At 53.1% G+C, this 11,962-nt stretch carries 10 protein-coding genes; 2 read left to right on the top strand and 8 right to left on the bottom strand.

Annotated elements, in window-relative coordinates:
* Window positions 1-73: 73 nt before the first annotated feature.
* Window positions 74-661: a hypothetical protein gene (locus tag PMI41_RS18935; RefSeq protein ID WP_008127559.1), complete on the bottom strand. Its 588-nt coding sequence runs from the start codon at window positions 659-661 to the stop codon at window positions 74-76.
* Between the two features lie 416 nt (window positions 662-1,077).
* Between PMI41_RS18935 and PMI41_RS18930 the strand changes: the two genes are divergently transcribed.
* Window positions 1,078-2,094, top strand: coding sequence for a LacI family DNA-binding transcriptional regulator (locus PMI41_RS18930; RefSeq protein ID WP_040855943.1), 1,017 nt, complete (start codon window positions 1,078-1,080; stop codon window positions 2,092-2,094).
* A 142-nt stretch (window positions 2,095-2,236) separates the two neighbouring features.
* Window positions 2,237-3,205, top strand: coding sequence for a complex I NDUFA9 subunit family protein (locus PMI41_RS18925; RefSeq protein WP_008127552.1), 969 nt, complete (start codon window positions 2,237-2,239; stop codon window positions 3,203-3,205).
* On the opposite strand, the gene PMI41_RS18920 is transcribed toward PMI41_RS18925, so the two are convergent.
* From PMI41_RS18920 to PMI41_RS18890, 7 genes are read right to left on the bottom strand one after another with little or no spacing between them, the layout of a single operon-like run.
* Window positions 3,206-4,834, bottom strand: coding sequence for a GMC family oxidoreductase (locus PMI41_RS18920; protein ID WP_008127550.1), 1,629 nt, complete (start codon window positions 4,832-4,834; stop codon window positions 3,206-3,208).
* Window positions 4,831-6,360 carry an FGGY-family carbohydrate kinase gene (locus PMI41_RS18915; RefSeq protein WP_008127548.1) on the bottom strand — a complete coding sequence of 510 codons (1,530 nt, stop codon included), beginning with the start codon at window positions 6,358-6,360 and terminating at the stop codon, window positions 4,831-4,833. Before PMI41_RS18915 ends, PMI41_RS18920 begins: the two co-directional genes overlap by 4 nt.
* Window positions 6,361-6,387: 27 nt before the next feature.
* A complete protein-coding gene (locus tag PMI41_RS18910; RefSeq protein ID WP_193372102.1) occupies window positions 6,388-7,212 on the bottom strand; it encodes a class I fructose-bisphosphate aldolase in 825 nt (274 codons plus the stop codon).
* On the bottom strand, window positions 7,148-8,953 hold the full coding sequence (locus tag PMI41_RS18905; RefSeq protein WP_008127545.1) for a glycerol-3-phosphate dehydrogenase/oxidase: 1,806 nt from the start codon (window positions 8,951-8,953) through the stop codon (window positions 7,148-7,150). Before PMI41_RS18905 ends, PMI41_RS18910 begins: the two co-directional genes overlap by 65 nt.
* An 11-nt stretch (window positions 8,954-8,964) precedes the next feature.
* On the bottom strand, window positions 8,965-9,960 hold the full coding sequence (locus tag PMI41_RS18900) for an aldo/keto reductase (RefSeq protein WP_008127544.1): 996 nt from the start codon (window positions 9,958-9,960) through the stop codon (window positions 8,965-8,967).
* The gene (locus PMI41_RS18895) at window positions 9,957-10,967 is read right to left on the bottom strand and encodes a sugar-binding transcriptional regulator (protein ID WP_008127542.1); all 1,011 of its coding nucleotides are present in this window, start codon (window positions 10,965-10,967) and stop codon (window positions 9,957-9,959) included. Before PMI41_RS18895 ends, PMI41_RS18900 begins: the two co-directional genes overlap by 4 nt.
* A gap of 1 nt (window position 10,968) precedes the next feature.
* Window positions 10,969-11,958 (bottom strand): ABC transporter permease, encoded by a 990-nt coding sequence (locus tag PMI41_RS18890; protein ID WP_008127539.1) that lies wholly within the window; start codon window positions 11,956-11,958, stop codon window positions 10,969-10,971.
* Window positions 11,959-11,962: the final 4 nt, after the last annotated feature.

The following is an 11,962-nucleotide window of genomic DNA, read 5'->3' as shown; positions in this document are numbered from 1 at the left end:
GGTCCGCCGGCGGGTTTTTCTTTGGGTAAAGGAGCTACAGCAATTCGCATTCACCAGTTGAAAGCAAAGCACTTCAAATTGTATCGAACTGAATAAGGATGAATGCGGTCTGCAGGATCAGCGCTGCGACAAGCAATGCAAGTTGCACGCGCCGATTGCTGAGATAAATTCCTGCACACAGCAAACCGATAAGAACCAGATTCCGGAAAGGGTATTCAGGGCCAAGAGAATGGAAGTGGCTTATGCCCTTCATGGCCGTATCGATGAAATCGAAGATGAAGATCAAAATTACAATACCGAAAAACCACCCTCGGCGGGACATGAAGTAATCTTCATATCCATTATATCCCTCCATACTGTCGGGGAATAGCATGGCGCAGGCCAGAAAATGCAAGCTGGCAAAGAATATTACGAAGAGATAAACCTCAAACTTCCACAAGACCAACTGGTGCAGATAAAATTCGAACCACCAGAAATGGACGACCGTCAAGAATGTGAAAAGCACCCAGCCGAGATGAACAATGTAGATATTTTTACTTTGGGGATGCTGGATAATGCGGGCGATACCCGTGAGCAGCCGTGATACGCTAAGGCCCAGAATAATGCCTATGATAACGCGTACGTGTGTGAATACTTCCGGGTTTGGTATTGCGCCTTCCATACTTCATTCTCCAAATGCGGCCACTCGCCATTCAAGTATCAAGGTGAAGCAAATAACGAATGTCTGATTTGATGATATGCTCGGAACGGAGTATCCAAATTTACAGCTAGCATTTTATGACTGTGTAAATTATTAAAACTTATTGGTTTAATTAGATGTATGATTTCAGCCAGACAGGGTGCAAGACGAAACGAATTTAAAGAATTAACTTCTATTCCAACTAACTTGACACCCATTGATATCCTGCATAGATTCAACCTATACGATTATATTTATACAACACTAAGTTGCATTTTTTACAATCCATTATTCAAATTATTAGGGCTTCTTCCGCGACTTCTTCCGGACCAGACTATCGGAGATAGCTGTCGCCAGCCCCAAAGGGAATACAAGCGATGCTTAAAGACGTTAAAACTATGGAAGACTTTGCGGAATTTGCGGGTCTGTCACGACCAACGGTTTCCAAATACTTCAATGACCCGTCCTCGGTGCGCAAAACTACCCGCGACATAGTCGAGACCGCCCTCGCCAAATCAGGTTACAAACCCAATATTTTTGCGACGAACCTCTATCGCCGGAAGACACATATCCTCGGCGTAATCGTACCCAATTCGAACGATCCATTTTACATGGCACTGACGCGCCAAATCCAGAAACTTGCAGGCATTGCGGGCTACATGGTGTTTGTACAAAGTTCCGAAGGCCGTCCTGAACTTGAGGAGCGGGCGCTGGAAACCTTTAAATCCATGAATGTGGCAGGGGTAATCATCGGGCCGCTTTGCACGCCTTCCCATAATGAAAAACTGGCCAAAACTTCAGAATCCATACCCTTGGTGTATATCGACTCACCCCTTGACGAGACATCTCCCTTCGTTGGAACGGACAACCAACAGAGTTTCCGGCTTATTGTGGATTATCTTATCCGCTCCGGAGATGCCCCCTGTTATTTCCCGATGCCGCAAATCAATAATAATGCCCAAGAACGAAGAAGCGCTTACATTGGGGCGATGGATAATCTGGGCTTTGAGCCGCGTTTTGTGCCCGTGGAAGACGAGGCGACATTAAGCTTGGAGAAATTTGCCTTTGAGGCAACTGCCCGTATCCTCCGGGACGGATCGTTTCCTACCAAGACCGTGCTTTGCGGGAATGATCGCATTGCAGCGGGAGTGTCCGCCGCCGCCTATCAGGCTGGGTTGAAAATTGGTCGGAGGCAGAATGATGACCTTCGATTAGCGGGCCACGATGACCAGCCCTTCGCTCGATATATGTGCCCACCACTGACAACAGTTGCACAGAACCACAGTGAAATCGGCCGATTTGCAGTTGAACTCATGCTCCAGAAACTTGGTGAAAGCCGCGATACCAAAACATTTCTGCCGGTGAATGAGCGTATCCTTCTGAATGCCGAAATTATGCTGCGAATGTCCGCTTGAACCTGCCAGATTGGGTTACAATGGTTTCCAAGCGCGGCAACGCGCCGCGAGATTCGAATGACAACAGGCCTTTGCGTCCGTATCAAAACACATTAAACAGCATAGGAATAACAGAGACCGATAGACTACCCAGGAGAACTCGATGACAATCACCAAACCAAAACTGGTTACTGTTTTTGGAGGCTCCGGCTTTGTTGGTCGTCATGTGGTCCGCGCGTTGGCAAAGCGGGGATATCGGGTCAAGGTAGCTGTACGCCGCCCCGATCTAGCTTTTCATCTGCAGCCATTGGGTGGCGTTGGGCAAATACAGGCGGTTCAAGCCAATCTGCGCTATCGTTGGTCCGTTGACCGAGCTGTGGCTGGATCTGATCATGTGATCAATCTTGTCGGGATTCTTTACGAAGGTGGCAGCCAGCGCTTCAACACCGTGCACGATTTTGGTGCGCGGGCGGTTGCCGAAGCTGCTCGCGCGGCCGGTGTTCCGCTTACGCACATGTCTGCACTCGGTGCGGATCCGCAATCCCAATCTCTCTCGGCCAGCAGCAAGGGCCGTGCCGAAGAAGCCGTTCTAAAAATTCTGCCTGAAGCCTATATTATTCGCCCGTCCGTTATCTTTGGCCCGGAGGATGGGTTCTTCAACAAATTTGCGGCAATGGCTCGCATCTCGCCATTTCTGCCCCTGATTGGCGGCGGGCATACGAAATTCCAGCCAGTTTATGTGGGTGACGTTGCGGAGGCTATTGCCCGCTCTGTGGATGGTGCATTGCAGCCTGGCGCAACCTACGAACTCGGCGGCGGCGAAGTCCTTACTTTCCATCAGTGCATGGATGAAATGCTGAAGGTGATCGGACGCAAGCGTCTCTTCCTGCCGATTCCGTTCTGGGTGGCATCCATACAAGGCTCGATACTCGGCCTCCTGCCTAAACCCATGATCACCTCCGATCAGGTCATCCAGCTCAGAAACGATAATATCGTTTCTGAAGCAGCCAAGGCTGACGGCCGGACGCTCGAAGGTCTTGGCATCCGTCCACAGACCATTGAAACGATCCTGCCATCCTATCTCTGGCGCTTTCGCGTGCAGGGGCAATATTCCAGCCAGAAGCCTGCCTGATCAACGGGCTGCCGTCAAAATCAAATCGGCAGCTTTCTCGGCAATCATGATGACCGGCGAATTGGTGTTGCCCGATACTATTGAGGGCATCACCGAAGCATCGACGATGCGCAACTTTTCAAGTCCATGCACTTTCAGATCCTTGCTGACAACAGCCATCGCATCACCACCCATTTTGCATGTCCCAACAGGATGAAAAATGGTTGTTGCGATATCGCCTGCACGCTGGATCAATTCGTCATCACTTTGATATTGTGTGCCCGGCAATATTTCCTGTGGCTGATATTTCCGGGCGGCTTTCGTCGCCATCAGATTGCGGGCGTGGCGGATTGAACGCGCTGCGATGAGCCTGTCACCTGCCGTTGAAAGATAATTCGGCTTGATGTCGGGGGACAATCTGGCATCGGCTTTGCCTATATGAACTGTGCCACGGCTTTCCGGTCGCAAATTGCACACCGAGACTGTAACAGCCGGATAGCGATGCAAAGGCTCGCCAAGACGATCGGTGCTCAGCGGCTGCACGTGATACTCAATATCCGGGGTCAACAGCGCAGGATCGCTTTTAGCGAAAATTCCAAGCTGGCTCGGAGCCATCGACAGTGGCCCAGATCGGCGAAGCGCGTACTCAAGCCCCATGGCAGTTCGCGAAAACAGATTGTGGTAGAGCTGGTTCAGAGTTCTCGCGCCTTCAATTCGAAACACCGTCCTTATCTGAAGGTGGTCCTGCAGATTTTCGCCTACCCCGGGCAGGTCGTGCAAGAAATTGGCACCGGCCTCCTTGAGAAGGTTTGGATTTCCAACGCCAGATAGCTCAAGTATTTTGGGAGAGTTTATTGCACCTGCTGACAATATGATTTCACCTGAAGCACTTGCGCTGCAGACCTGGCCTTGGAGCCGGTAACGCACCCGCACCGCCCGCTTGCCTTCGAACTCAAGCCGTTCCACTTCAGCCCCAGTGACAACCCGGAGATTGCGTCGCTTCATGACGGGGCGAAGAAAGGCCTTGGTGGTATTCCAGCGGAGGCCACCGCGCTGGTTGACCTCGAAATAGCCCGATCCCTCATTGTCTCCAGTGTTGAAATCATCTGTCTTCGGGATACCCAACTCTTCTGCCGCATCACGAAACGCATCAAGGATCGGCCATGATAGCCGCTGGCGCTCGACGCGCCATTCGCCGCCAGCACCATGCAACTGGGATTTGCCACGATAATTATCTTCTGATTTGAGGAAATAAGGAAGGACATCGTCCCAACCCCAGCCTGTATTGCCTGCCTGACGCCAGCCATCATAGTCCGCCGCCTGACCACGCATATAAATCATGCCATTGATGGAAGAGCATCCACCGAGCACCTTACCTCGAGGGTAAGGCAAACTGCGTCCGTTCAGACCTGCCTCTGCTGCTGTCTTCATCATCCAGTCAGTGCGGGGATTTCCCATGCAGAAGAGATAGCCGATCGGCACGTGTATCCAGTGATACCGATCACTGCCGCCAGCTTCCAGCAAAAGCACACGATGCCTGGGATTTGCCGAAAGCCTGTTTGCAAGAACGCAGCCTGCCGACCCAGCGCCGATAATGATAAAATCATAGATGCCTTCATCTGATGCGGCTTCGCCACTATACGCGTTCACGCTGCAACCCCCGTGAACGAAGCATCGCTTTCGGCCATGCGCCGCCAAATCGGCTCCATAGCCGCCGCGATGTCCAGATAGAACTGGTAGCGGCGCTCATAGTGCGTCGCACGATTGACGTCGGGGGTATAGTGCCGCTCGCTTGTCACCATTGCATCAACTCCCGCAGTAAAGTCTGCAAATATGCCCACACCCGTACCGGCGGCGATTGCTGCCCCTAATGCTCCTGTTTGGCTTGATCGTGCAATCGAGACCGGCAGACCCAGCACGTCGGCGAATATCTGCGGCCAGATCAGACTGCGTGAGCCGCCACCGGAAAGCACCGCTTCGTTGAAGCTCGCTCCTGCTGAACGCATCGTCTCTATATGCTGGCGATGGCCAAAGGCGACGCCTTCCAGAAGTGCACGGACAAGATGTCCCTTGGTGTGCCATCCAGCAACACCGTAGAAGCCCGCACGTGCATTCCCGTCCTGCTGCGCACCATAAAGAAAGGGATGATAGATCGGGTCGTTCATCGAAGGTTGCACCATAGATGCCAGTTCACAACAGACATCGAATGGCGATTGGCCGCCCGGTTGCTCGCCATGGAAGAATTCACGAACAAGCCATTCGAGATTTGCAGCAGACGTGGCACTGGATTCAATCGCCATGTAGCGATCGCGATCGAAGGTTGATGACATGAAAACCGGCCCGTCCAACCTTGGACGATCAATAATTACCTGATTGATACTCCAAGTTCCGGCGATGATTGATGCACCACCCGTGCGTGTCACTCCCGAGCCAATTGCAGACGCTATCACATCAAAGAAGCCGCCAATCACAGGTGTGCCCGGGGCAAGTCCGGTCTCGGCAGCAGCTTTATCCGTAACAGTCCCGGCAATGTCGGCACTTTCAATCAGAGTTGGAAGCATATTCATGCAATCGCCCAGACCAAAAGCGTCCAGCAAATTCTGATCGTAGCGGCGTTTTGCAACATTCAGCAATCCGCACCCAGTCATGTCAGAGACTTCGCTGACGCGTGCATCGGTCAATCGGTTGACGACAAAATCCTTGCAGAGAAACACTGTTCCAATCTTGCAGAAGGTCTCTGGTTGATAGCGTTTGATCCATGCAAGCAAAGTGGGGGTCTGGGATGGCCAGGGGCGTTGCAGTCCTATCGGATAAGTAAGATCTCCAACGCCCTTGGCCTGCAATTCCTCTACGAGAGCAGCAGCCCGCGTATCGAGTGATTGGATGGCAAACAGAGGCTCGCCCGATTGATCCAGAGTGTAAAGCCCGTTGCCATGTCCTGCGCAACCAATGGCGGCAATGTCTTCGGGTTTGATCCCGGCTTTTTCAATGCAGCTGCGAATAACCACTTTGGCATTGTCCCAAAGTTCGCCAAGGCCGCGCTCAACATGGCCTGGGAAAGGCATTTTGCTATGCCCTTCCTGTGCAGCAGAGGCGATCTCGTTGCCCTGCAGGTCAAAGATCACCGCCTTGATGATCGTGTTACCGGCGTCGAGCCCTAACAGATATTCTCCCATTCAGAACCCCTCCTCAGGTTCGTATGACTATGCTTGGCCCTGCTGATAAAGTGTGTAGGCTTCCTCGCCACTGGCATTGTCATGAATGATTGCCATCAGCCCACGCACCACTGCTCCCGGATTTGCATGCTGGTAGATGTTACGGCCGTAGACCATGCCCATCGCACCCTGCTGCATCAAAGCCGCCGACTTAATAAAGACGTTCTTCAGATCTTCCTTGCCACCGCCGCGCACCAGAACAGGACAACGCGCGGCCTCTACCACACGATGGAAATCTTCAGCGTTTGTCGTCGGGTCAGCCTTTACGATATCTGCTCCCATCTCGCGGGCAAGTCTCGTCAGCGTCACGATCTTATCCGCATCGCCATCAACCATATACCCTCCACGCTCGGTAACCGGCTGCATGACCAGCGGTTCAATCATCAGGGGCAGGCCATATTTGTCGCAATCGGCGCGCACTCGGGAAATGTTTTGCACGCACTGCCGGAACAGATCCGGCTCATCCGGCAGCATGAAGAGATTGACGACGACGCAGGCAGCATCCATCTCGATAGCACCAATCAGAGGTTCCGCTTCATTTTGCAACACTGCCCACATATTGTGGTGCCGGACAGGATTATATGGATTGCCCATATCGATACGCATAACCAACGCTGGCTTATCCTTACCATCAACGTTTTGCAGAAGATCCGCCTGTCCGTAATTCATCTGTATGGCATCAGGTGCAGCAGCGACCAGTGCCTTTACAACGGACTCCATATCCTCCAGACCATTCAGGAAGGTCGATTCATTGCACACGCCGTGATCTATCGCCACGTCGAGACAGCGTCCCTTCCCGAAAAGCCGATTCATCCGGACTTTGCTGTTGTTGCGCATCATGTTCTCCTTGTTCATTTCGTGCGTTCAGTGCAGCGCGATTGGCGCCATGTCTTTCATCCAACAGGTGCAGAACCTGGATCAGCTCATCGTCGCGTCGTGCGGAAGACCAGTTTTTTTCGGCGGCGAGCAAGCCGAGTGTTGCTTCCATCATTTGCATTGAAAGCTCTCCACTAATCGCAAGGGTGGTGCGACGAAGCAGGATATCGTCCAGACGTTCGGTAGACTCATTTCGGATCAGGAAAAGAAGCTCGCGTCTTGAATATTCCTGATGGGGCATCTCCTCGTCATTACCAGCCGCAATGAACCGAGCGATTGCCTCAGCATCGGTCCCATAACGCTGAAACAATTGATCAAGGCGTTCAACTTCCAGACCGGTTTTCCCAGCAACGCACAATATCCACTCAGTTTTATCTGCCGGGAAAGTACGCCCGCCGCCGATGGCCCGATCCGTCGTGCTCAGCCGTCGCTCACGGCCGAGCTTTGCAAGTGCCATATCAGCGGCAAGTTCCCCAAACGAACGAAAGGTGGTCCATTTCCCGCCAATCATGCAAAGGACTGGTGGAGCACTATTGTCCTGTTCTATGAAGGTACAGAAATGGTCCCGAGGGATACGCCCGGTAAACTGATCCTTGCTTGCAGGCAGGGGCCGAACGCCGGAAAATTGAAAAACGATTTCATCAGGCCGTATCTTGATAGCTGGCAGAACAAAGGCCAATGACTGCAAAATGTAATCACGCTCTTCCGGCGTACAGGTAACATTTTCCGGGCTGTCGACGCGAATATCCGTAGAACCGACCAGCACTTTGCCGAGATACGGAAAGAGGATGCAGACGCGGCCATCTTCGTTCTCGTAATAGATCATATGCCCGTCCAGCGCCGCCAGAAGTTCGGCGTTGTCGATGATGAGATGCGATCCCTTGGTACCGCCCATCAGCGGCGCGGGAAGAGTATTCGCGGAAAAGAGGGTAGTATTGGCCACATCAATCCAACCGCCTGTCGCGTTGATAATCAGGTCTGGCTCTACGGTTACGGATGATCCATTGATATGATCGCGAACAATGAACCCGCCAGCATCCCGGCTGAGTTCTGCATAGTTGAGTGCCCTGGCGAAGGGATTTGCCGACAGACCATCCTGCAGCAATTCGATGCCTATCCGCTCGGGATGACTGACCCAGGCATCATGATAGGTTGCTGAGCTTTTGATTGCCGGATTGAGCGCGGGCCATTTGGCAAGACTTGCCTGTCGACCACGAAACCGGTGTTTGGGCATAAGCGCGCGCTTGCGTGTCAGAAAATCATAAATACTCAGACCAACCTTGATAGCGATGGCACCACGCCTGCTGGGTTTGCGGGTTAGACCGAGGAACCGGACGGCACCATTGGCTAGGCCGGAGAATAGACTGAATACCGGAACAGTGGTCGGCAAGGGGGCTACCATATGCGGAGCATTGCGAAGGAGGCGGTCCCGCTCGACAAGTGACTCCTTAACAAGATTGAATTCGCCATTTTCAAGATAGCGTAAACCGCCGTGAACCATTCGTGAGAGTGCGGAGCTTGCGCCTGAACAGTAGTCGTTTTTCTCAACCAGCAGAACATTGATGCCCTGCAGCGCCAGTTCACGGAACACGCTGAGACCATTTATGCCGCCGCCGATGACACACACGTCCACCTTCGGGCTCCGGCGAAGCCCGTCAAACACTTCTTCACGCTTCATGATGCAGCCCGTTACCTGTCCATATTTGCCAGTTTCACTGCGATGGCCGCGTCAATGGCCGCAAGCTCTTGAGCGCCAAGCCTGATTGTTCCGGCTTTGGCATTTTCCAGTGCCTGTTCAGGATTGCGAGCACCACAGAGTGCGAAGGTCACTCCGGGTTGCGCCAGCGTCCAGGCAATCACCGTTTGGGCAATGCTTGCATTGTGCTTTTCCGCGACAGGATGGATTGCCTCGGCAAACTGCTTTGCTTTCAGCCGGTTGTCAGTTGAAAAGCGCGGATTGTCTTTACGCTGATCATCGCCGGAAAAAACGCGGCCCGGATCGATCGTTCCAGCGAGAAGACCCAGTGCCAGAGAAGAATAACTTAGAGTCGATACGCCCTGCTCGCGCGTTATCGGCAGAAGATCCGCTTCGATCTCGCGATCAATCATACTGAAGCGCTCCTGAATTGCATCCAGTGAGTCTGTTGCAACATAGGCGTTCAATTCATCAAGGCTGACATTGCTTGCACCAATTGCCCGGATTTTGCCCGAACTGCGCAAATCCTCCAAAGCCCTCACCGTCTCATCGACAGGGGTTGTCGGGTCTTGCCAGTGGGTGATGTAAAGATCGATGTAGTCGGTCCCCAACCGTTTCAGGCTCTCGTCAATCTCGTGAAAAATTGCATCGCGCCCAAGGTAGCGATGAACGGGCTTTCCGTCCTGATCGAAGAAATGATTTCCCCTCTGCGTATGCCAGACAAGGCCGCATTTGGTGGCAATGATTGCCTTGTCACGCCTTCCCTTCAACGCCTTCCCGACAATCTCTTCCGAACGTCCGAGACCATAAGCGGGAGCTGTATCGATGAGGCTGACACCTGCATCCAGCGAGGCCTGTATCGCGGCTATCGACTGATTTTCATCAGTGCCACCCCACATCCAGCCACCAATTGCCCAAGTGCCGAGCCCCACAGCAGAGGCGTTGACGCCTGACTTGCCTATGGCACGTATCAATTGCCCCTCACTCATACCCAGCTTCCTTCCGCATCTGCAATTTCAAGAATCCGCATTCCCGTCGCCTCATCCGTTACCAGCGTATCGAGATGATTGCCGCGCATGATGCTGAGAATAGGTTTTGCCTTGTTCGGTCCGCTTGCTACGCCAATCTTGGTGGGGATTGAGGCGAATTCGCTTAATGTCAACGAGACAAGAGAATCGTTCATGCTGTAGCCGCAAACCTGTCCCCGGTCATCCAGCAAGTGTGCGAGCAGCTCGCAGCTCGCACCAGACCGCCCTATTGCGTCCCGGTCAGTGCTCGAAGAGGGATGCAAATCGTAATAGCTGGAATCATCGGTCAGGATCGAGCCAATACCGACCACTGCGACCTTGGCCTCCTTGGCTCGTTTGAAGACATCCGCAACCGAACGCATGTTGATAAGCATGGCCCGCTCTGCCGCGGTATCCGCAAAAAGCGGCGCATGTATCTGATAGGCCCGTCCTCCGAGCTTGTCCGCCAGCAATGTCGATACGTGATTGACATCAGTATAGTGCTTGCCCTGCACACAACCCGTAGCTGGTACAACTTCAACATTGAACGGTCGCGGAACCTGCAATCCGGCTACGACAGCGCTGACACCTTTGCCGCCGGTGATGCAGATCGTATCGCCATCAGTTATCTGCTCAAGCAAAAGGCGCGCTGCAGCTTCACCTACTGCCTGTAATGCGGTTTGCGGATTGTCAGAAACAGTCGGCACAACAATGGCACGATTAATACCGCCCAGAGCCAGTAACCTTTCCTCCAGATCAATCAGCGGTTCGACCGGCGACTTGATCTTGATCTCCACCAGTCCAAGCTGGCGGCCACGCTTGATCAGACGGTTGACTGTCGGCTGAGATACGCCAAGCTGGTCGGCGATCTGCGCCTGCGTCAGCCCTTCAACAAAGTGGAGAACCAGTGCCTGATGCATCTGCCGTGCAATGACGATTTCTTCTCGCGGTGCAACAGTTTGTTTCGTATTGAGTCTGACCACCGTCATGTCAGGAAGCCTTCCGCTTGTGCAGGAAATGATCAATGGATACTGCGCCGAGCAGAATGCAGCCCTTTATCATGTCCTGCCAATATACCGAGACGTTCAACAGGACCAAAGAACTTGTCACGACTGAAAGCAGGGCAATACCGAGGATCGCACCAAGAATAGTTCCTGAACCACCGTTCAATGAAGCACCGCCAATAACAGCGGCAGCAATAATGTTTAGTTCCATGCCAACGCCGAATGTCGGGGTCGCCGCACCGAAACGGGACATATAGATAACGCCTGCGACACCGGCGAGTGTTGAGCAGAGAACCGTAACCCAGAACTTTACCTGATTGGTTCTGATGCCGGAGTAAAGTGCAGCCTTTTCATTGCTTCCCGTATAGAAAACCTTCCGCAAGGCGGTGGCACGCCGCAAGAGGAAGTCAAAGAGTACAACCACCGCTACAAAGATGAGGATGACATACGGCACGCCATTGAAACTGCCTTGCCCGATTGCCTTGAACGAAGGTGGCAACGTGAACAGCGAGAGCGGTGTTCCCTTAGTGATAATCAAGCATAGGCCGCGTACGATCACCATGCCTGCAAGCGACGTGATGAAGTGATTCAACCCTACTACGGTGACAAAAAAGCCCATGACACAGCCAATCAGGCTGCTGGCCAGAATGCCGATGAGAGACGCGCTCCAAGGGTCGAGCCCGGCGAGGAACAGCGAACCTGAGAGCACCATGGCAAAGCAAACCACCGACCCTACGGCCAGGTCGATACCCCCGACAATGAGGAGAATGGTCATGCCCACGACCACGATGCCTTCCACAGAGAAGCTCATCAGCATGGCGCGGAAATTGCCGAGCGTCAGAAAGTGGGGTGAAGCAAAACTCATGGCAATGCAAAGCGCCAGAATGATTGCGATAAGCCCGGCCTCACGCATCGAACCTAGACGCTTCCAGGGCGGCGACCGCGTCGCGTTGGCTCCAATAGTGTTAGCCACCATTTTC

The organism is Phyllobacterium sp. YR531, from assembly GCF_000282595.1.
Classification (GTDB): Bacteria; Pseudomonadota; Alphaproteobacteria; order Rhizobiales; family Rhizobiaceae; genus Phyllobacterium.
This window is presented reverse-complemented; position numbering and strand designations above follow the sequence as displayed.

Bases quoted from the DNA above. Each gene is read 5' to 3' on its own strand.
- PMI41_RS18935 (WP_008127559.1), bottom strand. From the start codon at position 661: ATGGAAGGCGCAATACCAAACCCGGAAGTATTCACACACGTACGCGTT.
- PMI41_RS18930 (WP_040855943.1), top strand. From the start codon at position 1,078: ATGGAAGACTTTGCGGAATTTGCGGGTCTGTCACGACCAACGGTTTCC.
- PMI41_RS18925 (WP_008127552.1), top strand. From the start codon at position 2,237: ATGACAATCACCAAACCAAAACTGGTTACTGTTTTTGGAGGCTCCGGC.
- PMI41_RS18915 (WP_008127548.1), bottom strand. From the start codon at position 6,360: ATGGGAGAATATCTGTTAGGGCTCGACGCCGGTAACACGATCATCAAG.
- PMI41_RS18910 (WP_193372102.1), bottom strand. From the start codon at position 7,212: ATGAATCGGCTTTTCGGGAAGGGACGCTGTCTCGACGTGGCGATAGAT.
- PMI41_RS18905 (WP_008127545.1), bottom strand. From the start codon at position 8,953: ATGAAGCGTGAAGAAGTGTTTGACGGGCTTCGCCGGAGCCCGAAGGTG.
- PMI41_RS18900 (WP_008127544.1), bottom strand. From the start codon at position 9,960: ATGAGTGAGGGGCAATTGATACGTGCCATAGGCAAGTCAGGCGTCAAC.
- PMI41_RS18895 (WP_008127542.1), bottom strand. From the start codon at position 10,967: ATGACGGTGGTCAGACTCAATACGAAACAAACTGTTGCACCGCGAGAA.
- PMI41_RS18890 (WP_008127539.1), bottom strand. From the start codon at position 11,958: ATGGTGGCTAACACTATTGGAGCCAACGCGACGCGGTCGCCGCCCTGG.